The 25,425-nt window shown below is 45.8% G+C and carries 25 protein-coding genes and 1 pseudogene; 20 read left to right on the top strand and 6 right to left on the bottom strand.

What is annotated here, in order from left to right:
* Positions 1-313: 313 nt before the first annotated feature.
* The 8 genes from ADINL_RS09045 (at position 314) to ADINL_RS09075 (ending at position 7,321) form a co-directional block, all read left to right on the top strand.
* Positions 314-706, top strand: a complete 393-nt coding sequence (locus tag ADINL_RS09045; RefSeq protein WP_036546736.1) for a hypothetical protein — start codon at positions 314-316, stop codon at positions 704-706.
* Complete coding sequence (locus tag ADINL_RS09050) at positions 693-1,874, top strand: DUF6575 domain-containing protein (RefSeq protein WP_036546740.1); 1,182 nt, start codon at positions 693-695, stop codon at positions 1,872-1,874. Before ADINL_RS09045 ends, ADINL_RS09050 begins: the two co-directional genes overlap by 14 nt.
* Before the next feature lie 59 nt (positions 1,875-1,933).
* Positions 1,934-2,524, top strand: a complete 591-nt coding sequence (locus ADINL_RS09055) for a YkgJ family cysteine cluster protein (RefSeq protein WP_051632684.1) — start codon at positions 1,934-1,936, stop codon at positions 2,522-2,524.
* Positions 2,525-2,632: 108 nt separating this feature from the next.
* Entirely contained in the window at positions 2,633-4,027 is a 1,395-nt protein-coding gene (locus tag ADINL_RS09060) for an ATP-binding protein (protein ID WP_036546743.1), read from the top strand.
* A 110-nt stretch (positions 4,028-4,137) separates the two neighbouring features.
* A complete protein-coding gene (locus ADINL_RS09065) occupies positions 4,138-4,386 on the top strand; it encodes a hypothetical protein (protein WP_036546745.1) in 249 nt (82 codons plus the stop codon).
* A 181-nt stretch (positions 4,387-4,567) separates the two neighbouring features.
* Positions 4,568-5,185: a transposase gene (locus ADINL_RS16565; protein WP_204368223.1), complete on the top strand. Its 618-nt coding sequence runs from the start codon at positions 4,568-4,570 to the stop codon at positions 5,183-5,185.
* A gap of 86 nt (positions 5,186-5,271) precedes the next feature.
* Complete coding sequence (locus ADINL_RS16570; protein ID WP_204368224.1) at positions 5,272-6,105, top strand: transposase; 834 nt, start codon at positions 5,272-5,274, stop codon at positions 6,103-6,105.
* A gap of 190 nt (positions 6,106-6,295) precedes the next feature.
* Positions 6,296-7,321 (top strand): hypothetical protein, encoded by a 1,026-nt coding sequence (locus tag ADINL_RS09075; RefSeq protein ID WP_036546749.1) that lies wholly within the window; start codon positions 6,296-6,298, stop codon positions 7,319-7,321.
* A gap of 516 nt (positions 7,322-7,837) precedes the next feature.
* Here ADINL_RS09075 and ADINL_RS09080 read toward each other — a convergent pair.
* A pseudogene (locus tag ADINL_RS09080) lies at positions 7,838-8,951 on the bottom strand (IS110 family RNA-guided transposase).
* A 169-nt stretch (positions 8,952-9,120) separates the two neighbouring features.
* On the opposite strand from ADINL_RS09080, the gene ADINL_RS09085 reads away from it, so the two are divergent.
* The 7 genes from ADINL_RS09085 (at position 9,121) to ADINL_RS09115 (ending at position 15,698) form a co-directional block, all read left to right on the top strand.
* Positions 9,121-10,128, top strand: a complete 1,008-nt coding sequence (locus ADINL_RS09085; protein WP_036546752.1) for a potassium channel family protein — start codon at positions 9,121-9,123, stop codon at positions 10,126-10,128.
* 66 nt (positions 10,129-10,194) lie between these two features.
* A complete protein-coding gene (locus ADINL_RS09090) occupies positions 10,195-10,791 on the top strand; it encodes a hypothetical protein (protein WP_036546755.1) in 597 nt (198 codons plus the stop codon).
* Between the two features lie 136 nt (positions 10,792-10,927).
* Positions 10,928-11,284: a hypothetical protein gene (locus tag ADINL_RS09095; protein ID WP_036546757.1), complete on the top strand. Its 357-nt coding sequence runs from the start codon at positions 10,928-10,930 to the stop codon at positions 11,282-11,284.
* A 102-nt stretch (positions 11,285-11,386) separates the two neighbouring features.
* Complete coding sequence (locus ADINL_RS15965) at positions 11,387-13,045, top strand: cell division protein FtsZ (protein WP_051632685.1); 1,659 nt, start codon at positions 11,387-11,389, stop codon at positions 13,043-13,045.
* Between the two features lie 131 nt (positions 13,046-13,176).
* Entirely contained in the window at positions 13,177-14,052 is an 876-nt protein-coding gene (locus ADINL_RS09105; protein ID WP_036546759.1) for a hypothetical protein, read from the top strand.
* Positions 14,053-14,711: 659 nt separating this feature from the next.
* A complete protein-coding gene (locus tag ADINL_RS09110; protein ID WP_036546761.1) occupies positions 14,712-15,080 on the top strand; it encodes a DUF6232 family protein in 369 nt (122 codons plus the stop codon).
* A gap of 288 nt (positions 15,081-15,368) precedes the next feature.
* Positions 15,369-15,698, top strand: a complete 330-nt coding sequence (locus tag ADINL_RS09115; RefSeq protein WP_051632686.1) for an addiction module antidote protein — start codon at positions 15,369-15,371, stop codon at positions 15,696-15,698.
* A 120-nt stretch (positions 15,699-15,818) separates the two neighbouring features.
* On the opposite strand, the gene ADINL_RS09120 is transcribed toward ADINL_RS09115, so the two are convergent.
* Entirely contained in the window at positions 15,819-16,850 is a 1,032-nt protein-coding gene (locus tag ADINL_RS09120) for a methionine synthase (protein ID WP_036546763.1), read from the bottom strand.
* A gap of 27 nt (positions 16,851-16,877) precedes the next feature.
* Positions 16,878-17,852 (bottom strand): DUF1852 domain-containing protein, encoded by a 975-nt coding sequence (locus ADINL_RS09125; RefSeq protein ID WP_036546766.1) that lies wholly within the window; start codon positions 17,850-17,852, stop codon positions 16,878-16,880.
* Between the two features lie 240 nt (positions 17,853-18,092).
* Here ADINL_RS09125 and ADINL_RS09130 point away from each other — a divergent pair, with 240 nt between their 5' ends.
* From ADINL_RS09130 to ADINL_RS09145, 4 genes are read left to right on the top strand one after another with little or no spacing between them, the layout of a single operon-like run.
* Complete coding sequence (locus ADINL_RS09130; RefSeq protein WP_036546768.1) at positions 18,093-18,644, top strand: cysteine hydrolase family protein; 552 nt, start codon at positions 18,093-18,095, stop codon at positions 18,642-18,644.
* 50 nt (positions 18,645-18,694) lie between these two features.
* Entirely contained in the window at positions 18,695-19,084 is a 390-nt protein-coding gene (locus ADINL_RS09135; protein WP_036546771.1) for a VOC family protein, read from the top strand.
* A gap of 11 nt (positions 19,085-19,095) precedes the next feature.
* Positions 19,096-19,863, top strand: a complete 768-nt coding sequence (locus tag ADINL_RS09140; protein WP_036546773.1) for a class I SAM-dependent methyltransferase — start codon at positions 19,096-19,098, stop codon at positions 19,861-19,863.
* A gap of 4 nt (positions 19,864-19,867) precedes the next feature.
* Positions 19,868-20,311, top strand: a complete 444-nt coding sequence (locus ADINL_RS09145) for an N-acetyltransferase (protein WP_036546776.1) — start codon at positions 19,868-19,870, stop codon at positions 20,309-20,311.
* A 20-nt stretch (positions 20,312-20,331) separates the two neighbouring features.
* Here ADINL_RS09145 and vapC read toward each other — a convergent pair whose 3' ends face one another.
* From vapC to ADINL_RS09160, 3 genes are all read right to left on the bottom strand, one after another.
* On the bottom strand, positions 20,332-20,730 hold the full coding sequence (vapC, locus tag ADINL_RS09150; protein ID WP_036546779.1) for a type II toxin-antitoxin system VapC family toxin: 399 nt from the start codon (positions 20,728-20,730) through the stop codon (positions 20,332-20,334).
* Complete coding sequence (locus ADINL_RS09155) at positions 20,727-20,921, bottom strand: type II toxin-antitoxin system VapB family antitoxin (RefSeq protein ID WP_036546783.1); 195 nt, start codon at positions 20,919-20,921, stop codon at positions 20,727-20,729. Before ADINL_RS09155 ends, vapC begins: the two co-directional genes overlap by 4 nt.
* A 98-nt stretch (positions 20,922-21,019) precedes the next feature.
* Positions 21,020-21,760 (bottom strand): helix-turn-helix domain-containing protein, encoded by a 741-nt coding sequence (locus tag ADINL_RS09160; protein ID WP_036546786.1) that lies wholly within the window; start codon positions 21,758-21,760, stop codon positions 21,020-21,022.
* A gap of 157 nt (positions 21,761-21,917) precedes the next feature.
* Between ADINL_RS09160 and ADINL_RS09165 the strand changes: the two genes are divergently transcribed.
* Positions 21,918-25,418, top strand: a complete 3,501-nt coding sequence (locus ADINL_RS09165; protein ID WP_051632687.1) for an acyl-[ACP]--phospholipid O-acyltransferase — start codon at positions 21,918-21,920, stop codon at positions 25,416-25,418.
* Positions 25,419-25,425 lie beyond the last annotated feature (7 nt).

Below are 25,425 nucleotides of genomic sequence, written 5' to 3' on the forward strand. Positions count from 1 at the left end.
ATGCCATCGAGGGGTTATGCAGTAGATGCTTTCTTGTCAGGTCAGAATGACGGGCAAAGTGGTCGTCAGGGCTCATATCTGGGAAGCTAGGGTTTACAAACATATCCTGCTTTAAGGTGAAATTTTGATAATGGTCGGCATGATTGGTTTGCCTGATGAATATGAATATTGTAAAGGCCGGAAATAATAAGGCTGCTCTGGGTTTTGAGTTATCTGAGGATTAACTTATGGGCTGGGATAGTAGTCTGGAGGGAGTGGCCTTTGGGACTGCTGTATAAATGTTAAGCGCTAAAAGAATATTGGAGTTAAAATTATGGATTGGAAATATACACTTCCAACACAATGCCCACCAAAAGAAGCACGAAATGATGAAATAGAACTGTACAGGTTGGTAGAAAACTCCCCTCCTACTTCTAGTGATTTTGTTCCGCTTGCGGTTGAGCTTAAAACTCCACATCAGAAATTTGATGAATTCATGAATTGCTGCTCTCATGGATTGTCAGCTTTTAAAACTATTGAGGGCGCTATTAAATGGAGAAAGAAATATAAAAAGAAATTTAAGAATCACAAAATATCAAAGGGGGTTATTAAGAAGAAAGATGGAATGGTGCTTGAAACATTTAAAAGGCCTCATATAACATGGTGGGTATCCACTGAGCAGCCTGAAAGAGGGTTTATAGAGGTGGAAGAAAATGCCGCAGCATAACTATCTAAGTGTTGAGGTGAAAAATCTCAAGCCTTGGGAAATATTTGATTTTTTTGAAGGTCCAAGATTCTATAGCTGCAAAAATAAAACAGGACAAATATATCTTGTCCACTGGGTTGACTATATAAATGATAGTGATGTTTGGCTTTACTCAAAAGTTAGCTTTGAAAAGTACTGTGCTTTAAAAAATAATACAATTGATATTCGTTCGAGCTTTGAAAAACCTGAAGAAGGGTTTTCATACTTGGTTACAGTTGCATCTACAAATGAATTTAATATAGACCTAATTAGTCCAGAAAATTACGACCCTGAGTGGCTGCCTGATGAAGGTGAATTTTTAGAATACGACACCCCATCAACTACGCTTCCTCAAAAAGTAGTAAGTAATCAAGAAGCAGCTGTTGCAAATTCGAGACAAGTTCTTGACTTGGCATTTAGTAAGGCGCATCAAACATATGAAATTGCATCCGATGAGCTGGGTAAAATACTTACGACATTACAAAACTACCTTTTTTCATCAGCATGTCCCAGCGATATTGATATTCGTAGAGTTCCAGAGCATGTAAAAGATGAAAATACGCTCATGGTAACAGGTCTTTTTGCGAGTTCTTTTGGTGTTAGGCTGCAAAGCAAAAATAGCGATTTATTCCCAGACTCAAGCCAAAATCGAAATCTCCACAAATTCATGGAGTTGCTTACTGCTACTGAAGAAGGTAACCGAGTTCTAAAAGTAGTGAAAGGATACAATTTGCTGTCTAGGGTTAGATACAAAGCGGTACTTAAAGAGTTGGTGGCGGCAGGAGTTTCAGTTAAATCTGAATGGTCTGATCCGCATGGTAATTCTATATCTTCAAAAATCTCATTCGATCAAATAAAACAGGCATTGAGACAGCTGGAAGAAGATGATTCGAGTGATACACAAACAACCAAGTATCAAGATATAAGGCTTGTTGGAGTTGATATCGAAAATGATTTTTTTGCAGTTGTAAAAAATGATGGGGAATTGTTAAAAGGTAAGCTCGATAAGTCTTTGGAGTCATATCAGTTCAATGTTCCAAGTATTGTAAATGCAACAATCGAAGAGACATGTAAAATCAATCCGGTAACAGATAAAGAAAAATGGTTATATAAACTTATAGCGATTGAGCAATCATCGCTTAACAAATGAATTCAGGTGACGCCTACGTCGCACCTGATTCAGGCGTTAGGCATCTAAAAGGAGAGATCATGTTCGGATGGTTGAAAAAGAAGAATACTAGGGAAGTTGTATATCGTAATAAGACAGATGAATTTGAGCTTCCTCCTATTCCTAAAAGTCTTGATCAACAATTCCAAGCACTGAAAGTAGAGACTAATCAGTATTTAGACAATCAGTTAAAAGTTCTAAATGCTATGTATGGATATATGAATAAATATAATAAATTCATATCTGGTTTTTCAGTGTGTAAGAAAGGGTGCAGCCACTGCTGTAAAAATGATATTAATATTACCTCACTGGAAGCAGAGTATATTGCACAGAATGCTAACGTTAAACCGAACTCTATTCCAGTAAAAAATGAAAATGGTAAATCAATTTGTCCTTTCCTATCAGAATATGGCGAGTGTAAGGTATACGAATTTAGACCTTTTAATTGTCGGACATTCCATGCTCTTGATGACCCTAAATACTGTATGACAGATGAAAATCATATGATTTACGGATCCTCCGGGCATGGTTACGGTTCAATCATATTGGTTAAAATATATCACGCCATTAACCAGCTGAATGGAAGTCATAGAAGCGGTGATATTAGATCATTTTTTAGCAAACGCAGCTAACAAGTTGCAGAACTTCAGCCGCTGCGCGGCTCGGACCTCCAAAAGCTACGCTTTTTTCGTCCGGTGTGCAAAGCGTTATATTTTTAAATAGTTATGGAATTCTAGAGAATGGAATTTAGAGAAGTTACAAAGAAAGATGCTTTGTACTATTGTATGCGAGAAGAGGATCACTTCTATGACCGCAAAGCATATGGTTTGAAAGGCGATAAGGTACAACGAATAGCAGTTGCATTTGCTAATGCTGATGGAGGTGAGTTTGTCGTCGGTGTCGCAGATGACAAAGTTTCAGATGATCCGCTATCGAGATGGCAACCAGTTGATAATTACGAAAAATTTAATGAGATAATTCAGAATCTATCGATGCCTGAACCTACCATCGATTATCGCTGCGCCTTCTTAAGACAAAAGGGAATACCTGGTTATGTTCTTCATGTGACTATCGAGAAGGGATTAGAGGTACATGAAACAAGTAAGAAGCAAGTTATTGTGCGTCTAGGCGCCCAATCCCAAGAAATTAAAGGTAATCTTCGTATAGCAGAGTTAGCATATGCAAAGGGACAAAGATCTTACGAGGATATAATTATTCCTGATGCTCAAATTGATGAGATAGAGTCCTCTAGCCACCTTAAAGATTTTGTAAACTCTTTACCCTCTGATGGTATAGACCCCTTAGATATTCTCCTTAAGCAAAATTTGGTAGATAAGGAATGGACCCCTAGGGCAGCAGCTGTCTTACTTTTTGCAGAGAATCCGTCAGCTGTATTTCCTAAGCAGTGTGCTATAAGAATTGCAAGGTATAATACGGCAGATGAAGATCCAGAAAGAGATTCATTAACTGATGACATTGTCTCTATTGAAAAGCCAATTTATCAGCAAATTAAAGATGCATACGAGATAATAATAGAGCTATTAAAAAAGCATGAGGTTTGGACTCTTGATGGATTATTTCCAATGTCTTTCCCAAAAGAAACAATTTGGGAGTTGTTAACAAACGCTGTTATTCACCGAGACTACTCGATTTCAGACAATATTTACGTCGGTATTTATAATGACCGGATTGAGATAAGAAGCCCTGGAAAACTTCCTGGATTTGTGAAAGTAGAAAATATTTTAGAAAATAGATTTTCAAGAAATTCAAAGATAGTGCGGTTATTATCTAGATATCCGTCCTCACCAAACAAGGACTTGGGCGAAGGGATTAATACTGCATTCCAAAAAATGGTGGCTATAGGAAAGCATCCACCAGAAATATTGGAAGATGGTAATTTTGTTAGAGTTACAATCCGTCACTGTCTTAACTCTGAACCAGAAGATATAATCATAAAGTTTATTGAAAAACACGGTACTATTAACAATAAGCAAGCACGGGATCTGACTGGTATTAGATCACCCTCCAAAATAAGCTATATTTTTTCTAAGTTGAGAGACAAAGAAATGTTAGTCAAGAATGACGCTGATTCAAGCTTAGAAATTTCTTGGTCATTGCCAGATATTTGCATATAAAAAATAATTGTAGTTGCTTAAAAGCGGGCTGGAACTTTCGCTACTACGCGGCTCTATTCCCTAAACTAGGCGTTATGTGCTTTGGCGAAATGAGGAGTATTGGAGTAATCATGAAAATCAAAGAATTGATAGAGAAACTTCAGCAGTATGATCCGGAGCAACCCATCGCGTGCTATTCAGAAGACGAAGGACTGAGAGCAGGTGATAGTCCCGCCCAAATCTTCGAGGTTCTGAATGTATCTGAGGTTGAAGCCGAATCCAGCAGGTTGGATGACGGAACAGGGAAGCCTTGGCTGAAGTTTGGAAAATCTGAAAACGCGTCAAAATTTGTACTTATTGAAATTACATCCGATGCCTAGCCCTTGCAGGGTAGCACATAACCAAGCGCATCAATTCGCAGCCTTCGGCTGCCGGACGCTCGCAAGCTCGCGCCGTTGTGCTTGGCGTTGAGGCTGTCGGATAAGTCCCCCAGCCCTTGGCGGGTGGCACAGTGATCCGCTAAGATCAATGAATCGACTTTGAGACCAGAGGTGGCAACGGATGGCGCGGTACAAGCACTACGATTACAACCAGACCAAGATGATTCCGCTGCGTTTTGCGGATCAGATCCAACCTGGCACCTTTGAATATACGCTGAACCACGTCGTGGATACTGATCTTGATCTCAGCGTGTTTGAATCCCGCTATCGCAATGACGTCAATGGTGCTCCGGCTTATGATCCGGCAATCTTGCTGAAGGTGGTGTTATTTGCTTACTCCCGAGGGATCACCAGTAGCCGTAAGATAGCTCAAGCGTGTCGTGAGAATGTGATTTTCATGGCGCTGTCGGCTGACAGCCAACCTCATCACAGCACGATTGCTGAGTTTATCTCCCGTATGGATGAAGTGATTGCACCACTGTTTACGCATGTGCTGATGGTGTGTGATGGACTCAACCTGATTGGTCGAGAAATGTTTGCCATTGATGGTTGTAAGCTACCGTCCAATGCGGCCAAGGAGTGGAGTGGTACACGCGCTGAATTAAACCGTAAACAAGCCAAGATAGACCGTGCGGTTTCACGCATGCTGACCGCGCATCAGCAAGGTGACCGTCAGGATCAACCGCCTGAAATCCTCGCCCGAGAACAGGCCCAGATTGAAAAACTGGAAACAAGATAAAAAAGCACTTAGCGACCGCGCCTGAACGACTCGGTCAGCGTGGCACACCGGTCAAGGGAAATATCACTGATCCCGATAGTGCAAAAATGAAGACTTCAAGGGGCGTGATACAAGGCTACAACGGTGTCGCTGCTGTTGATAACAAACATCAGATTATCGTCCATGCCCACGCTTATGGTGCGGGTCAAGAACAGCACACCCTGGAACCTATGTTGATGGGGATTCATCGCCAGTTCCGGCAGATCGAACCAGGTTCCTCGATTCTGCGTGAAACCAAGATTACGGCTGACAGTGGATTCCACAGCGATGCCAATATGAAGCTGATCTATCGCTTGGGTATCGATGGCTACATTGCCGATAACCAGTTCCGTAAACGCGATCCACGCTTTGCTGAATCCGTGACCTTCAAATCAGCTAAAGCTCAGCGACGTAAAGAACGCGGTGGACAGGTAGCACAACGCTTCACATCCGCTGACTTTGATTATGATCCGCTGACGGAAACCTGCCGTTGCCCGGCTGGCCAGCCCATGTGGAAACGCTTCAAGGGTTTGATAGGTGAGCAAGAAACCATCAGCTTCCAGGGTTACCGTCAACACTGTCGAGATTGTTCTCTAAAACATCAATGCCTGCGTAGACCCAATCAACAAGATGGACGTCAGGTTAGCTTTGCACTGGGTGAGCGCAAACCCCTGTCCAGTTTTATCGAGAAAATGAAGCAGAAGATCGACAGCCCAATGGGCCGCCATATCTACAGCCAACGATTGGGTACAGTCGAGCCGGTGTTCGGTAACCTGGAAAGTAATAAAGGCTTGAATCGGTTTACTCTGAGGGGTAAATCCAAGGTGAATGCACAGTGGTTGATGTACTGCATGGTGCATAACCTTGAGAAAATTGCGACTCAGGGACAACAAAGGTATTGAGCTAAGTCATAATCCACCAAATGGTGACTGTGATAGCCTGAACTGATGAGTATCGACTGTTTGAATGAGTGGCAAAGTTCACTGGTTTGAGCAGGTCACAATTAACAGAATGATGAAGGGGCTGTCGATGCTCGGGATTTTGATTTCAAAATGTCTAATCCGGCAGGCTCGTTAGGCATACGGAGGTTATGTGCCAGTAATAAATTACCCATCGACATGTGATGTCAAGGCAGTTTTCGATTTTTGTAATGAAATTGAGCAGCATTGTGGTGCGGATAAAGTTGTAATTGATTTCTCCAGCATGGGACGAATAGAGCCATTTACGATGGTTTATGTTGCGAAATATATCAGGGAGTTTAATCGTAGAAATAAGGATACGGTCGTTTCCTGCATGGGCTATCAATCTAAAGATTACGCGGCTAATATGGCGTTCTTTAGAGCTTTTGGCCTGAAGCACGGTAGAGAACCTAATTGTGTTGACGGAAATGAAAAGTTTGTTCCTTATACGATTCTTCGGGTTCAGACTATCGTTGATGAGGCGACTAAAGAGTGGGAAGCAGAGCAGGAGGTTATAGAGCGGCGCGCCGCTCATCTTGCTGAAATATTAGCGCAGCAAAATAGTGGGCACCTTGTTGATGCTCTTACATTTTCAATACGTGAAATAATGCGTAACGTTTATGAACATAGTAAATCGAAGAGTATAGAATATTGCGCACAATATTGGCCTTATTACAGTAAAGTTGAAATAGCAATTATTGACAACGGTATAGGGCTTAAAGCTTCCCTAAAGAATAACCCTCATGTTCAAATTGAAAATCATAGTGACGCCATCCAGCAGGCTCTAATGCCAGCGATTTCCAGTAAAAATTATAAGGGAGCAATCATCGATACCAATGATCCTTGGCATAACTCTGGTTTCGGACTTTATATGATCAATAGAATTTGTCGCCTGGGTGGTAGTTTCTTAATTTGCTCTGGGGATCATGGCATTAAGCTGGATGAAGTTGGAAAGGAGCACATTGATCTTCCACATATATGCAGGGGAACAGCAGTTAGGATGGTTTTGAATACAAGCAAATTAACTGAGTTAAGTTCAATGCTTGCGAAATTCCGAGATGAGGGTTATGAAATCGCCAAGCAAATAAAAGGGGTTGGCATGTATGAGGCTTCTGCAGCTTCCCAGATGCTATCACGGGATTTTAACAAAAATGCCTAACACATATGAGCCTCTCGGGAGTCAATAGGTAAAACCGCTCTCCTGGCCACGGTAGCGGCCAGTCTGTTGTCCATCAGCAAGATAGACTGCTTCATCTGTCATTATGGTTGCCAGGCGATAGCCTGCAACAAACACATATCGGGGCTCTCTTATCTCATGCTCAATGAGCGCCTGCTGGTTTCAGCTTCCGTACTGATAGCAGGGGCACCACGCCTACAAGGATGTAGGCGATAGAGCGACGCAGGAAGCCAAAGCCGAGACATTCATCGGTTAACCTGTTGCTGGCACTATTCAAGGCGTCGGGCTTAAAGCCAGTTAGTTTCAGGCTCAGTACAGGTGCAAACCATCTTGCTGATGGTAGTGCGCGGCGGCAAGGTGTCTAATCAAAGCGCTCTGGCTACGGCTGTGTGCCAGAAGATAGGTGATTCAACGTATATGGCTAAGGGTAACCCAATCTTCATTTGAGCATCAGCCAGGGTGTTCCAGTTAGACGTTCAGCTCACCTTGCCCCGCGACTTAACCGGTCAGGAAACGTTTTTCATCGAACACCTTTTGATTTTTCAGCATGTAGTACACGCAGCGACCAATTTTGTGCGCCAGAGCCGAGAGGGCTTTGGCTTTACTCATACGTTTTTGTAGTTTTAACAAGTAGGCTTTTGCCTTGTCGTTACCACGCAGGTATAGCACAGCAATTTCGCCAAAGGCCCACTTCAGATGCGCATTGCCGATTTTATTGCCCTGAGTGCCGTAGCTTTTACCCGCTGATTCGGCTTTACACTTTATAAGTCGGCTATACGAAGCAAAATCCTGTACCGTGTTAAAACGACCAATATCACCGACTTCATACAGAATCGTCAGTGCCAGAATGCGACCAATGCCAGGGAAGCTGGTGAGTATGTGGTAATCTCGGCCGTTGTGATGCTTGGCATGCTTTTCAATAAAGCACTCGATTGAGCTGAGTTCATGGCGGTAAAACGCGATGATGTTTAAGTCCAGATCGATATTGCGTTGCACGAACGCATCATCAAAGCAGTTCCGCATCGCTTCCCGAGCGCAAGGATACTTTAGATCCAGGTTATTCGGTGGCAAATTGTATTGGCTGGTGGTGTTTTTCACATGCGCTTTTAAGTCGTCACCATGACGAACGATACGGGTACGACGACGGAGTAAGTCACGAGCAGCACGCATTTTGGGTGGGTACACATAGGCCAACGGGAAGTTGCCGCCACGGATAAGGTGAGCGATTTTATAGGAATCGATGCGGTCGTTTTTGGCTTTGCCGCCATGGATGGTGTTGAAAAGTACGTCCTGTACTTTTCCCTTCGGGCCAGCTAAAGCTGCCCAAATTCTTTCCTGAAGAATTTGTCATATAAAGCGCATGGCCCAGAATAAAGTCGATGCCATGTTGAGCACAGACATCGCTAACCCAGTACCAGCAGTGCATGCACACGACACCGACAACAATGTTGCTGATATAGGGCGTTAATAAATCCAGTAAGGGTTCTGGTCGAGCTTTGATTTCGCGGTGCAGGATGGTTTCACCGGTTTCATCCAGAATGCAGACGTACAAAGACCGTGCATGCAAATCGATTCCACAATAGTACGGATGTTGTGTAGTATAAAAGTTCATTGGGTCTTCTCCTTTTTGGTTTCGTCGCCTTCCAGCTTAGCCAATCTGGCTAGGCTGGGGAGAAGGCTCAATGAGTATCAAAAGGCTGTTGTCGGACGCACCTACGCTAGCGCTCCGGTGCGCCGCAAAGCCAAGGCGTTAATTTTCAGAATGGAATCCAGAGGTTAAATTGAGTGTAAAGACGAATCACAAAAATTTCTTGGATGTTACCTCCTACCCACCACTTGCTTATGGAGTGATTTATTTAGCCAATATTTTGATATTCAGCCTGGTTTATGTATTTATATTCGCCAATGACTTCAAAGGTGATTCAATAGGTTATGTGCAATCGTTATATTTTAGTGTCGTCACAGTCACTACATTAGGTTTTGGTGATCTGACTCCAAGGCTTGATGCTGCCCCACTTCTTCTCGTAGTGACTGCTCAAGTTGTTCTGGGAGTTATTACTATTGGTTTATTCTTGAATTCCATATCTCACAAGCTGAGCGAACGGAAAGACTTTGCCCAAAGAAAATTTGAAGAAGAAGTTGAAAAGAACACCCTGAAAAAGCTACTAACAATTTTAAAGCCAGCGGTTGTCAGCTATATGGAAGTTCTTTCCGAAACCTATAAGGTGACAACGACTAGAGTAACAGGTGACTTCGTAAAGTTAGTTCCTGAAAATCTATTTTCTCAAGAATATTATGATCAAATATCTCGACAAGATTTCTTTTCAAACGAGACTAGATATGGGGAAGATGTAATAACTTGGGGCGAATTTATTGAACAGGAGAATAGTAAGTTCACTGCCCAGATAGACGACTATTTGAATAAGTTTGCCACGTCACTACCCATTGATTTAATTGAGTTGCTTGTTGGCTTGAAAAATCATCATTTTCTAAATCACTGCAGACAAGCTAAGCAAATGATTCAGCTTGAGAGAGCCCAAGGGGTAAAGATTTCTCGCATCAACATGTTAACTATTGAACACAGCAGTGTTGAAGTGCCTGAGAAACCGAATTCAATTAGAGACTTCCATGAGAAGCTGCTAAACCTAATCGCTCTGCTAGATGAAAATACATCAGGGGAGCGCATTATTATGACTGTTGATTTAAGGAAAGGCGTCACGGCCCCCTCTATTGGATCGGCTATTGCCGATATTATTAAATTTGGCCCATTTGAGCAGCAAAAAAATTAACAATCGCGTCAATTAGGACGCTCGCAAGCTCGCGCCTATTACGCGGGCGTTCTGTCGGGAGGAAACTTGGAAGCGTTTTACGAAAGTACAACTGTAAAGGCTGTAACGTTCTTCTTGGCCGCGGGTCTGTTCCTGATTACTCCACTGATTAATAGTGCAATCAATAATCGGCTTCCTGTGGCAATGAGGGCGCAGCACGCCAAGCTGGCAAAAGACGCGTGGATGAAAACCATTATTCTTTTTGCTGGTTCAATAGCTGCAGGACTTCTGGCCCTCGTTAATGGCGGTTTCGATAAAGCGATTTCGCTGGCATTTTTCGGAATGTGTCTGTTTTCGTCTATTGGCTCAGTTTGGACAGTCAAGAAGACAAAAACACTAATTCAAGAGGCGAAGGAGCTCTCTCTGGCTGGCAATCGAGCGGCCCGAATTTGCGATGTTGAAAGAATGAACAGCGAAAAGGCCGCGAAAGCAACACTTGTCAGCTTTACGATTGGTCTATTGGGGTTTCTGTATGTCGCGCTTATCTTCGATATATATGGCTTTTCTTGGGTCTGGTTTACGGGCTTCGTTTCCACGGCATTCGCGATCCAGTCAGCAAGATGGAGCGATGCAGCCAATTTTGCGATTGCAAAATACGTCTCGGATCCAAATCATGGCCAATGAATCTAACACGTCGCTCCAGCCGACGTCAGGCCGCGGCGCGGCCTTCCACGGCTGAGCTTGGCGTTAGGCGTAGGGAAACGATGGCGCCCTTGCTTGGCACAACCACAAAGACCATCAATGTCTCAAGGAGAGAAAAATGAGCATTCAGACGATCATTGAAGAAACGGCCAATGCACTGAAAACAAATGCGGATGAACTTGATTATATCTCTGAGGATCTGATCATTGATTATTTCCTGAATTCTTTGGATGAGGACGTATCGGAATCGGATGCTGAGGGGGAGAAAACAGCCAATAGGTGGGGCGTTTATGCAAACAGCCTCACCTATTCAACAAACCATGTACACTATAAGCGCGGCAGGAAGGGCACACCAAATTATGGATGCGGTAACGATAGTTATAGGGTGGGCAAGAACAACGCGAGATACATCATAGAGCAAGGTACATGCTCTGGCGGTAAGAAATGGTACTTCATAGGTAACTACCGGCCTTAGCCGCCTAACAAGACAAATCCAGCAGACCCGAAAAGCGCCTTGCGGCTTCGCCTTAATTCCATAGCCGTGCGTGCTGAGCGGCGTTATATTTAATGAGTCAGAATGATGCTTGAACTTGTAGAACATGTTGAAAAAAAAATATCTATAGTGCTAATAGGTATTGGAACAGTTGGATGTAAAATCGCATATAAGATTTCCGAAGGATTGAGCTCTCGAGATTCTGTTAGTGTTCTATATGTTCATAATTCTAAGCCATACTTAAATGACTTAACTGATGATATTGATCACCATTTTCATATCTCTAGCCATGTACACTTTTTTAAGGAAAAATTAGTAAATGAAATTGTTGGAAAGGACATTGTCTTTCTTGTTTCAGGATTGGGTGGAGATACTGGAAGTCAAGTGTCTCCTTATATGGCAAAGATAGTCAGAGAGAATAGTGTTTTATGTGTAGGTCTATTTTCTTTTCCATTTAAATTTGAGGGGCGTCGAAAGGTAAGTGTAGCTCAAAAAGCCTACAAGGCTTTATCTACATATACTGACTCTCTGATATGTATTGAAAACGACAAGTTTTTAAATTCAGAGTCGGTTAAGCATGAAATAGTTAAGCCTGAAGATCTATTTCTAGGTTCAAATAGATATTTTGAGGCTGCTGTTAAAGGCATGGTAGATCTACTTATAAGGCCGGGAATGATAAATGTAGACTTTGCCGATCTTAAACTAGTGATTTCGAACATGGGGCTGAGTATTGTTGGTTTTTCCAAAGTTAAAGGAGATCTAAGAGCGGAAGAATCAATGATTAAATTGTTAGAAACCCCCTTACTAAAAAGTAACCAACTTCACCGGGCCAAAGGGTGCATTGTTTGTATATTAGCAGGTATGGATTTGACGCTTGGAGAGTTTTCAACGGTAGGCGATAAAATAGAAGAAGTCGTTGGTGATGAAGCAATAGTTGTTGTGGGGACTGTAATAGATCCAAGTTTGAGCGGGGGATTTGAAGTAATAGTTGTACTTACAGGTTTTCCTGATCTTGAATTTGAAAGTGGGGTTGGCGAAAGTGAATATGATGTTGTGCATCTATCTAAAACCATAATATTTGAACCCCATCAAGCAAGTGCTGGGCTTTCTATCCTCTCATATTTTAACGAGTTTTTGCATCAAAAGTACAGAGGGACACAAGCAAAGGTAAAAATCGAGCAGAGTGGTAATGTAGTTAAGCTTATAATTGAGAGTCCATCTGGAGAAGTAGAAAGCATTGAAAAGTCTTTAAATGAGTTTGGACAGGTGGTCGTGGGTGGAAAGAAGGCTAATGATGTTTTAGAAAATAGGATAGATGCAGAACGGCTTGAAATGAAGCTTGAAATGGCAGCTTTAGAACTTAGGAATAGTGAAAAAATACTATTAATGTACCAGGCGGAAAATGATGGTTTTAGATCTAGAGTTGAAAGCTTGGAAAGTCAATTGAGTGATCTACAAAGCACGATATGCTCCAGTTTGTCATTTGCACAAAGAGAACTATCTAGAGAGCTTGAAAAGTATCAAGGTTTGCCTGAAAATCTTATAAATTTGATTCAATCTGGAATCGATAACGGGCTAGATGACAAAACTAAATACCTTATTGAAACCGAAGTTCAACGATATCGTGACGATAAAAATACTTTAATAACTTTAAGAAAGCTTGTAGAAAATACCGTTTATGGAATTTCTGGAAATACTGTATTCAGTTTTATTGTTGGTATATTGAACTCATTGCCTAAGTAATATAATGAGAGACTCCACGCAGATGTCCAAGCCTGCGCTATTTTTGTGGCTTAGCTACGCTACACTTTAAAATAAAAATTACATCGGCTTAGCTGCTGATTAGCCTGGCGCTATGTGTACTAAGAGGTATTATGGAATTAACTGATTTTATGGCTGTATTGGGAATAGTTGTCTCTGTTTTTGCACTTGGCTTAGGTGTTGTTAACTACAGGAATAATATTGATCTAACTCGACGCTCAGTGCTTCTTGCAGAGAAAAAATTGCTAAGTGAAGAATTTAAAGAACCTCTCTCACGTATTAATAACACAGTCGTTCAACTTTTACCTGTTGTTGGTGAACTACGTAGGGAGCTAATTCTAACTTTAACTGACTTATATCGCTCAGTAGAACAGCCGTCAGACGAATGTAAATATACCTATAGACCTATCCCTCATCATTTTAGTGATTTGGTGTTAGCTATTAAAGATGAAATAATGTCTAAATTTGAGTCTGAACAGTTCACCTCACTCGCACAAGGCCAAATCAGGATACTGAACATAGTTCCAGCAATAGATATTTATCCTTTGTTAGATAGAAATCAAAAGACTCGTTATCAGTCATTTAAGTGCTTGGAAAATAAAAGTGTTGTACGCAATTATGGTGCACTATGTGAAGTAGATAACTCTGGCTTTGATAGGTTCTTTGACTTAGTGGCTACAATACAGTCCTCGGTAAACAGTTTGATCAGCAGTCTTGACCTATCAGTCATGCTTGAAGCTATGCGTGGGCTTCAAGTCGCAAACAATACTCATATTGTAAAGTTCAATAATGATATGGAGTTTGCTCAGAACTTCAATATCGTAAATAATATTCTCACTCTTCTGAACGATGATTATGAACTTGATGTTTCTAAACGTGTTGCTGGCCGGCAATGCTTGGTTGTTGGTTATGCAGTGTTGTTAGCATGTAAGCTTCAATTATTACTTGCTGCTACTGATACCTTTTTACATAAGTTTGAGCCATCGTGAACATAACACATATCAGCCCTCTCGGAGTCAATAGGTAAAACTGCTTTTCTGGCCGCGTTAGCGGCCAGTCTGTTGTCCATCTGCAAGATAGACTGCTTTATCTGTTATCATAGTTGCAAGGTGATAGTCTGTAACAAATATATATCAGGGCTCTTTTATCTTACGTTCAATGAGCGCCTTGATCTCAGTTTCCGTACTGACAGCAGGGGAATCACCCCTACAGGGATGTACGATAGAGCGATGCAGGAGACATTCATTGGTTAACCTGTGGCTAGAACTATTCAAGGCACGGGTTTAAAGTCAGTTAGTTTCAGGCTTAGTACAGGTGCAAACCATCTTGTTGATGGTAGTGCGCGGTGGCAAGGTATCTGATCAAAGCACTCTGGCACCGGCCGTATACCAGAGCAGAGAGTGCTATTGTAAAAGTTCAGTGATCATTAACTCATTTAAGTCCATACTCTTTGGTAGCAGGGCTTAATCCAAGCATTAAAGAATATATGGACCCGAAAATACCCATACCTACCGGCAATATTTATAAATTTCTTGCCACCTTCGGTCTGGTTGCAATTGTTGCGAGTATGACTTTAATGGTGTTTTCAATAGGATGGGCTAAATCCTAAACGTTAGGCAATAATTCACCCACAAATCGAGGCAGGGAAATGGAAGAAAAAATATTCTTCAACCAAGGAAATGTAAGTGTCAGTAATAGCCGATTCATTGTTGACGGCCAGACATATGCTATGAGTAATGTAACCTCCGTAAAGTCTGGAGTGACGGCTCCAGATAGAGTCGGTGCGATTATGCTTGCTGTAATCGGCTTAGCTTGTTTGTTTGGAAGTGGGTGGGTCTTCATAGCTGGATTAGTATTGATTGCGTTAGCAGTCCTGTCCTGGATTAAGAAAAAGGCAAAATACTCTGTCATTCTTAATACCTCGTCAGGCGAGAACCAGGCTCTAGTCAGCGAAGACCAGTCATATATAGCCAATGTTATTTCTTCACTAAACGAAGCAATCGTTAGTAGGGGGTAAGTTTCAGCTTTATATCTACAGCCAGTTTTTGGATAGGCTAGAGCGGGTCTTTAGTAACCAAGAAAGTTATTGGACGAAATCATAAGTCACCAAACGGTGACTTATGGTGGTGTAAACCATAGTTGATATATATTGGCCTGTAAATTACAGTTAACACATGATAGAAGTCAGGAAGACAGCGCATTTCACTAGGTGGTTCGAGTCTCTCAAAGACCACAGGATAAAAGCTCTCAAGCAGCTGATATCGCAAAAGCCAAAGAGATGGCGAAGCAGTTGGAGGTATAGGCTATGGGTATCAAAACGACTCGTTGGGATTCGGCTGAGTTCCTTAAAACCGAAGAGGATATTCAGCTGTATTTGGAAGCATGTATTGAAGAGGCGGGTGACGATCCTGCGTTTATTGTGCAGGCGTTAGGTGTGATCGCGCGGGCCAAGAATATGAGTCAACTTGCAAGGGATACGGGTCTGACTCGTGAAGGCTTGTATAAGGCTTTATCACCGGACGGAAATCCGACGTTTAGCACTGTCGCCAAGGTGGCGAAGGCGTTGGGCTTGCAGATTACAGTTTCGGCGCCTCTCAAAGACACTTCTCAAGACCACTTTCTTCGCCTTCCTTGAGCAATTGTTGAGCGGTCTGGTGGCAGAAGCTGCGCAATCCTGAAACTACACTTCGGATGGATTACCGCTGAAGTCGGGCTGAGGACTACCGCTTCACAGTAGCCCTCCGTATGTCGGATTTTATCTTGAGAGCAGTTCATCACGCACAATTTGTGCCCCAGCTGCCAGGGCACTGAGCTTACCTGTGGCGACCTGGCGGGATAGGGGTGCCATGCCGCAGTTAGTGCAAGGATACAGCTTGTCGGCATCGACAAATTGCAGGGCTTTTCTCAGTGTTTCTGCAACTTCTTCGGGTGTTTCGATGGTGTCGGTGGCCACGTCGATAGCGCCGACCATCACTTTTTTACCCCGGATCAGTTCCAGTAGCTCAATGGGCACACGTGAGTTGTGGCATTCGAGCGAGATGATATCGATATTGGATTGTTGCAGTTTCGGGAAGATTTCTTCGTATTGCCGCCACTCCGATCCCAGGGTTTTTTTCCAGTCTGTATTGGCTTTGATGCCATAGCCGTAGCAGATATGGACAGCCGTTTCGCATTTCAGCCCTTCGATGGCTCTCTCCAGACAGGCAATGCCCCAGTCATTCACATCATCAAAGAACACATTAAAGGCGGGTTCATCAAACTGGATGATATCCACACCCGCTGCCTCTAGCTCTTTCGCTTCCTGATTCAGTATTTTGGCAAACTCCCAGGCGAGCTTTTCACGGCTTTTGTAGTGGTCGTCATACAGGGTATCGATCATGGTCATGGGGCCAGGCAATGCCCATTTGATGGGTTGCGTGGTCTGCTGACGTAAAAATTTGGCATCTTCCACAAACACGGGTTTTTGTCGCGAAACCGGGCCTACGATGGTGGGTACGCTGGCATCATAGCGGTTGCGGATTCGGACCGTTTGACGGTTTTCGAAATCAACGCCGCTCAGGTGTTCAATAAAGGTTGTCACAAAGTGTTGGCGGGTTTGTTCGCCGTCACTGACAATATCGATACCTGCCTGTTGCTGTTCCTGCAATGACAGGCGTAGCGCATCCTGTTTGCCATCAATGAGTTCCGCGCCCTGCAGTTTCCAGGGTGACCAGAGTGTTTCAGGTTGTGCCAGCCAGGAGGGTTTCGGTAAGCTGCCTGCTGTGGATGTCGGTAAGAGTGTTTTCATGTTAAATACTTTTATCTGAGTGATTGATTAGGCGTAGTTAGCTGACCATTTATCCAGAATGGCCCGGTAGGGTTTGATAAAGTGCTCTTCAGCAAATTTTCCCTGTGCGATGGCTAAGGTGCTGCGCTCTTCCCGGTCATACACGATGTGAGTGACTGAGTGGTCCGGGTTTTTCAAATTCGGTCGATAGCATTTTCCGGCGACAGCGTTGGCATTATAAATTTCGGGCCGGTAAATCTTTTGAAAGGTTTCCATGGTGCTGATGGTGCTGATCAGCTCCAGGTTGGTGTAATCGTTCAGCAGATCACCAAAGAAGTAGAAGGCCAGCGGCGCAACACTGTTGGGCGGCATAAAGTAGCGCACGTCCAGCCCCATTTTTTTGAAATACAGCTCGGTCAGTGATGACTCGTTTGGCTGGTATTCCACGCCCAAGACCGGATGCTGGTTCTCTGTGCGGTGATAGGTCTTGTTATCGGACACGCTTAAGCAGATCACCGGTGGTTTTTTGAAGTGCTGCTGATAGGCTTTCGAATTGACGAAGTACTTGAACAGCTTGCCATGCAGATCACCAAAATTCTCCGGGATGCTGAACTGGTCTTGCTGTTTGTTATGATCAAGCAGCAAGACGCTAAAATCATAGTCCCGCACATAGGAGGAGAAGTTGTTGCCAACAATGCCTTCGATACGCTCGTTGGTGGCATGATCCACAATATTGGTTTTCAGCACTTCAATCGTGGGAAAGCTGTCGCCCTGGCCTTCGATTGTCATATCCACGGAAATGATTTCCAGCTCGACTGAGTAACGGTCGCTCTGCGGGTTATCCCAATGTGCGAGCGCATTGAAACGGTTGTCTATCATCTTCAGTGCATTACGCAAATTCTGCTGACGGCACTCGCCTCTTGCCAGGTTGGCAAAGTTGGTGGTGATACGGGTACTGTCCGATGGCTGATAGTGCTCATCGAAGCGAATACGCTTAATACTGAAAGTGAAATCTTGATTCATTGCTGTCTGGTATCCCTGTCGCTGTCTGATCTGTCTTCTGTACTTGAAGACTCGGTGTACTTTATACGTTGAAATTTACATGAATGAAAACGATGTTATTTCATTCCTGTATGAGTAATATTAATCACATCTTGTTATGTGGCTGCAGGCGCTGCTCTGCAGGTAGAAGCCATACAGACGCGCAAGTGGTACATTTGCGTCTCTGATCAACACGTGACTTTCTCGATACCAGGTTCAACGATGCATACAGAAATACCGGCTCTGATGATTATTGATATGCAAAAAGGTATGGCGGATGCGTCGGCGGGGCCGCGAAACAATCCGGATGCCGAGGGTAATATTGCCGCACTACTGGATGCCTGGCGCCGTGCTGATGCCAGGGTGGTGCATGTTCGGCATATTTCCAGAACTCCGGGTTCGCCCTTCTGGCCGGGACAGCCGGGTGTCGAGTTTCAGGAACGTTTGGCTCCTTTGCCTGGCGAGCATGTTGTCGAGAAGAATGTGCCGGATGCGTTTATTCATAGCGGTCTGGAGCGCTGGTTGCACGCGCGCGGCATTACACAGCTGGTGATCGTTGGTGTGAGCACGAATAATTCCGTCGAGGCGACCGCGCGTACGGCTGGCAACCTGGGTTTCCATACGCAGGTGGTATCAGATGCGACCTTTGCTTTCGATAAAGTGGACTACTCTGGCACAAAGCGCAGCGCTGACGAGGTGCATGCCATGTCACTGGCGAATCTTGAGGGTGAGTATGCCGTCATTACAGATACGCAGCGGTTGCTGTCGATATAAATCCCTATTAACGCAAGCATTGTTGTGGCCAAAAAACAGGAGTGTATTCGTTGATTTCACATCTTGATCATTTAGTACTCACAGTCAGGAATATCGATACGACTGTTGAGTTTTACGTCGACATTCTCGGTATGGAAAAAGAGGTGTTTGGTGAAGGGCGAGTGGCGCTGAAGTTTGGTTCGCAAAAGATCAATCTGCATCAGTACGGCAAAGAGTTTGAGCCAAAAGCGGATCATCCGACACCTGGCTCGGCCGATCTGTGTTTTATTACCACTTTGCCGATTCGTGATGCGTTAGCACAGGTAGCAGAGAAGGGTGTTTGTGTTATTGAAGGCATTGTCACCCGAACCGGAGCGAATGGGCCTATTCAATCATTCTATTTTCGAGATCCTGATCAGAACTTGATTGAAGTATCTTCATATGAAGCAGCCATATTGTAGGAGTGTGGGTTATGGAAAATGTATACGGTAAGCTGGCTTCATGGGTTTACCATTTGGATAAACCCATAGGTCGGTCTTTTGGTGATCTGGAGTATTACTCGAGCCGTCTTGAGGGTTGTTCTGGTCCGGTATTGGAGCCTGGGGTTGGTAATGGCCGTATCTATATTCCGATGTTGGAGCAGGGCTTTAATATCGAAGGATTTGATGCATCTGAAGAGATGCTGGCTTACTGCAGACGTGAGTCTTCACTACGTAATTTATCTCCCAAACTGACATGCCAGACATTTAGTGACTTTAGTTATTCAGATAAGTTTGAAGTAATCATTATACCGGCAGGGACCTTTCAGCTGATTTTTGACTTCAGTGCAGCCATGACGGTGTTACGACGACTTTATAGTTATCTTATGCCGGGTGGTCGCATAATACTGGATATTGATGCGATGAAAGGCATGATCGAGGCATCTGATTCAATACGTCGCTGGAGCATTTCTGAGGATGAAATGCTCACCTTAACATCGAGTGCACCGCAAGTGGATTGTGTTAACCAGACAGCTTTGTCGTATCTGAGGTATGAGCACTGGAGTAAGGGGCAACTGATTACGACGGAAATGGATCTGTTTTATTTGCGGTGGTGGGGGGTTAATGAGTTGATACTGGCATTGAATGCAGTGGGGTTTACCGATGTTATCGCTTCGGGTGGGTATGAGTATGGTAAGGAACCGTCACAGGATGATCTTGTCATCACCCTTGAGGCACAGCGTCCACGCATAGGAGCATAACCCCATGATTCGCGATTACCAGCCATCCGATCTGGATCAAATCCTGACCATCTGGCTTGCTGCATCAATTCAGGCTCATCACTTCATTGGCGCTGATTTTTGGGAGTCCAAGGTCAGTGATATGCGTGATATCTACCTGCCTGCATCGGAAACCCGTGTGTATGAAGATCAGGGGCGGGTGGTTGGATTCTACAGTCTGTTCGGCAACAGCCTGGCCGCAATTTTCGTGGCACCTGAGTTACAGGGGCAGGGCATAGGCTCGGCCTTGCTTGAAGATGCCAAGTCCAGACGGGAAACACTACAGCTTACGGTCTACCGGGAGAATGCTTCAAGTGTCCGGTTTTATCAGCAGCATGGGTTTTGTTCGCTGGGCGAACAGGTGGATGAGCACACGGGACATCCTGAGCTTTTGCTCGAATTTAGTCCTGAATATCACAGGAGCTGTTGATGCTGAATCCGACAGACTCGTTATGCGTATGTCGCATTTCGCAGGCCCAGATGCTCTACGAAGGGTTGGAAATCGTTATCTGAGAAGAGTAAAGGAAGGTTATGCTCAATACAGTAGGATGCAATGATAACGTCGGCGGTCTTCCGTATAGTAATACCTTTCTTACGTAGCTTTCGGAAATTGTCTGCGCTCTGTATAGCCATTTCTGTCCCGAGAAGCTCAAATACAGTAAGTTCCTCCAACAGGCTCTTGGCAACTTTGTAGTCCTTGTCGTGCCGAAACCCCTGCAATACCTCTGTGAGTATCAAGTCGCCAATAGCAACTTCGCGATTGCCCAAGGTGCGGTCGAGAAAATCGGCCTCTGCGGAGTCGTTGCCGCTGAAGTAGTCAATCCAGACGCTGGAATCCACAAGGATCACGAAACACGCCTCATGTCGTCCAGATCACCCGACCACTCTAGTTTTCCTCTGAAGCGCTTGATTCCCTCCTGTTTTTTCAGCTTAATCAAGGCCTTGAGTCCTTGTTCTACTGCCTCTTTCTTGGTTTTCAGGCCCGTAGCTTTGAGCGCGTCATTCATCAGCTTGTCATCAATTTCAATATTTGTACGCATGGCCTTAATCTCAGTAATGTGTATAGATTGAAGTTTATATACACATGAAAATCGCGTCAAATGCGACGCTCGTGGACGTTATGCATAAGTGGAGTTTCTCAGTGCTCACCCCCAGCGTTTTTAAACAGTCCATAGTGCCAGCCGCGGATGGCAATGATCACGGTCGCTCCGTGACGCGTATCAAAATCCAGCGCAACATCCTCCCGGTTAAACTCTTCAAACTCGCGCGCCAGGCGCTGCATGCGTCGTTGGAATGCCTGATTGGATGATTTCGACAGCATGCCGTTAAGCACGATCAGGTTCTCATCCTCGGCCTGAAAACGGGAATTGAAGTATTCGCTGGCGATACGCTGCTGGAAGAACTGCTGGATCGGGCCATTTTCGATCCAGTTGAAGTTGGCAGCTACCTTCAGTTTGACCCGGTTTCGGGGCAGCAGGTCGATAAGCTGAAGTTTGTCCAGGCGCGCCAGTTTCTGGGTGCAGGTGTGCGGGTCAAGCTGATGGACCTGCAGGATATCGTCCAGAGTCCAGCGGTTGAGCACGCACACGGTGATCAACAAAAGCGTCAGATCGCCTGCGATTTCGCGTTCCTGCTCAACGGTAAGCCGTTCGATACGGCCCGTATCTTCTTCCATCTGTTTGACCAAATCAGTGATCTCCAGTCCGATCAGTTGGCCAATGGCTTCCAGCCGGTCCAGGGATAACTGGTGTGTGGATAGTAGTCGTTTTACGCTGGCTTCGGATAAGTCCAGCGCTGTGGCCACATCGGCGTAGGTTTTGCCGTGGGCTTTCAGGGCGCGTTTCAGTGTGGTGATCAGTGCTTTGGTCTGTCTGGCCATGGGTTTCCTGCTATTTCGTTTCAGCCGTCCGGGATGAAAGTATCGTTATATAATACTTTGCGGTGGCTTTTGCGCAACTATTCACAGGGAGGTTGTACCTCGCTCTGATTCTGATCATGATGGCGCGGAACAAATAAATCGCAATAGGACGCTGATTATGAACCAGCTTTTCAGAGTTAAAGGATTTCTGGCCTATACCCTTGTGGTGTTTCTTAACGCCTTTGTGGATCTGGGTCACAAGATTATTATTCAGAACACCATCTTCAAAACCTGGGATGGCAACCTGCAGGTGATTCTCACGGCGCTGATTAACGGCCTGATTCTGCTGCCATTCATCCTGTTATTTTCTCCTGCCGGGTTTATCTCCGACCGTTTTCCCAAGCCGACTGTAATTCGCTACGGTGCGCTGGCTGCTATTGCTGGTACGGGGCTGATTGCACTGAGTTATATGGCTGGCTGGTTCTGGGTAGCATTCGGGTTGACGTTACTGCTGTCGATTCAGAGTGCGATCTACTCACCGGCCAAGTATGGCTATATCCGCGAATTGCTCGGCGATGAGCGTCTTGCTCAGGGTAATGCCTTGGTGCAGGCGACCACCATTGTGTCGATTTTGGCGGGTACGATTGTATTTTCCGGGCTGTTCGAGTATTTCTACCAGCCGGATTTCAGCGACACCTCTGAAGTGATGCACGCGATCGCACCGCTGGGACTGGTGCTGGTGGTATTGTCTGTGGTCGAGTGGATTCTAGCCGGACGAATGCCTCAGCGGGACGCGGGCGAACCTGGCAAGACATTCAGTGTGAGCACCTATGTGAAGGGCGGTTATCTGCGCGGTAACCTCCGTGCGATTCGAGGCAACCGGGCTATCTGGTTGTCTATTGTCGGTTTGGCGATGTTCTGGGCGATCTCTCAGGTGCTGCTGGCGGCATTTCCGGCCTATGCCAAAGAGGCGCTGGACGAGAGCAATACGCTGGTGATTCAGGGACTGCTGGGCGTTAGTGGTATCGGTATTCTGATCGGTTCCATTGTTGCTGGCCGTGCTTCCCGTGCGCATATTGAACTGGGTCTGGTGCCGCTGGGCGCTATAGGTATCGCCCTCTGTCTGGGGGTCATGCCGTTGTTCAGTGGGTTGTACTCTCTGGCGGCACTGCTGCTGTTGATCGGTGTGTGCGGTGGGTTGTTTATCGTGCCGTTGAATTCACTGATCCAATACACCGCACGTGAACAGAATCTGGGCACGGTGCTGGCGGGCAACAACTGGATTCAGAACCTGGCGATGATCGGCTTTCTCGGGCTGACGGTGCTGTTTTCGCTGCTGGGTTTCAGTAGCACCGGTCTGTTCTACCTGTTGGCGGTTGTGGCTGTCGCGGGTGCCGCTTACACGCTGTACTGTCTGCCTCATTCGCTGGTACGCATCTTCGTCGCTGTACTTCTCAAACGTCGCTACCGGGTGAGTGTATCGGGGCTGGAGCATCTGCCGAAAGAGGGCGGCGTGCTGTTACTGGGTAATCACATCAGTTGGATTGACTGGGCCATGGTACAGATCGCCTGCCCGCGTCCTGTGCGTTTCGTCATGCTGCGCAGTATCTACGAAACCTGGTATCTCAAGCCTTTTCTTAAGCTCTTTGGTGCGATTCCGATCAGTGCCGGTGACAGCCAGGGCGCGCTGGAGAGTGTCAATCAGTGCCTTAAACAGGGTGAGGTTGTGTGCCTGTTCCCGGAAGGTGCGATCAGCCGCACAGGACACTTGGGCATGTTCCGACATGGGTATGAGAAAGCGGTGGAGGGTGTTGAGCAGGGAGTGATCGTGCCCTTCTACCTGCGTGGTCTGTGGGGTAGTCGCCTGTCCCGCTCGTATAGCGAAAAACTGCGTGAGAACACAGCCGATGGATTCAAGCGCAATGTGATTGTCGCGCTGGGTGAACCTTTACCGCTGAGTACCAAAACCGATGCGCTTAAGCAAAAGGTGTTCGAACTGTCGGTGGATGGTTGGGAAGACTACACTGCCACGCTGGAGCCTCTGCCGCAGGCATGGATGAAACAGGCCAAGCGTCGTCCGAATTCGGTCAGTCTGATCGATACGCTCGGTGATAAGCGTTACAGCAATGCCCAGGTGATCGCGGGTACTACCGCGATGGCGCGCAGTATGAAGAAAATTTGTAGCCAGCAGAACGTGGGCCTGATGCTGCCTGCCAGTGCGGCGGGGGTGATGGCGAATCTGGCGGTGATGCTGAATGGCCAGACCGCCGTGAATCTGAATTTCACCGCAGGCGTGGACTCAGTGCAAGCGGCGATTCGCAGCGCCGGAATCGATACCGTGTATACCTCTGAGCGGTTTGCCAAAAAGCTCTTGGATCGCGGGCTCGATCTGGATGCGATGCTGGCCGGTACCCGGGTGGTCTACCTGGAGGACGTACGCGAACGCATGACCAAAACCCGTTTGCTGACGCATTTGATCAGTGCCTATCTGTTGCCAGCCTCTTGGTTGTGTTACCTGTACGGACGCGGTACCACACTGGAGAGCCCGGCGCAGATTCTGTTCTCCAGCGGCAGTGAGGGGACACCCAAGGGCGTGGTGCTGACCCACCGCAACCTGATGGGCAACATCAAGCAGATCAGCGATGTGCTCAACACCGCTGAAAACGATGCCATGATGGCTTGCCTGCCGCTGTTTCATTCCTTCGGCCTGACGGTAAACAGCCTGCTGCCGATGGTGGAGGGGATTCCTGCGGTATGCCACCCGGACCCTACCGATGTGCTCAATATAGGCAAGGCGATCTACCGTCACAAGGTGAGTATTCTGTGTGGTACCGCCACCTTCTTGCGGCTGTATACCCGCAACCATAAGGTGGTGCCGGGCATGCTGGATTCTCTGCGTGTGATTGTCGCCGGTGCTGAAAAGCTAGCACCCGAGGTGCGTAACAGTTTCGAACTGAAGTTCAAAAAGACCATCTTCGAAGGCTATGGCGCCACCGAAACCGCACCGGTAGCCAGTGTGAACGTGCCTGATTCCATGGACCCGGACAACTGGAAGGTTCAGACGGGTAACAAGCCGGGCACAGTGGGTATGCCGCTGCCTGGCAGTTGCTTCCGTATTGTCGATCCCGAATCGCTGGAGTCGCTGCCCGGTGGCGAAGACGGCTTGATCCTGGTTTCCGGTGGACAGGTTATGCAGGGCTATTTGAATGACCCTGAGAAAACCGACGATGCCATCATCGAACTGGATGGTCGGCGCTGGTATCGCACGGGTGACAAGGGGCATATAGATAGCGATGGTTTCCTGAGTATTGTCGATCGTTACTCCCGCTTTGCCAAGATTGGCGGCGAGATGATCAGTCTGGGCGCTGTGGAGGCGGCCGTCGCCGGGGTGGTAAACAGTGATACCACCGAGTTTGGCGCTACCAGTCTCCAGGACGATAAAAAAGGCGAAAAGGTGGTGCTGCTGATCACCGAGGGCGCTACTGATATCCGCCAGAAAATGCTCGCGGCGGGGGTGAATCCACTGATGATCCCGGCACAGGTCGTTGCTGTGGACGTGCTGCCCAAACTTGGTAGTGGCAAGGTGGATTACAAGGGGCTGAAGCAGACGGCAATTCAGCTTAGTCAGGGGCAACTATGTACGCCTGAATTACAGTATGATCTGTGTGTAGTGGCATAGTTAATTT

It is taken from the genome of Nitrincola lacisaponensis, from assembly GCF_000691225.1.
GTDB classification, from domain to species: domain Bacteria; phylum Pseudomonadota; class Gammaproteobacteria; order Pseudomonadales; family Balneatricaceae; genus Nitrincola; species Nitrincola lacisaponensis.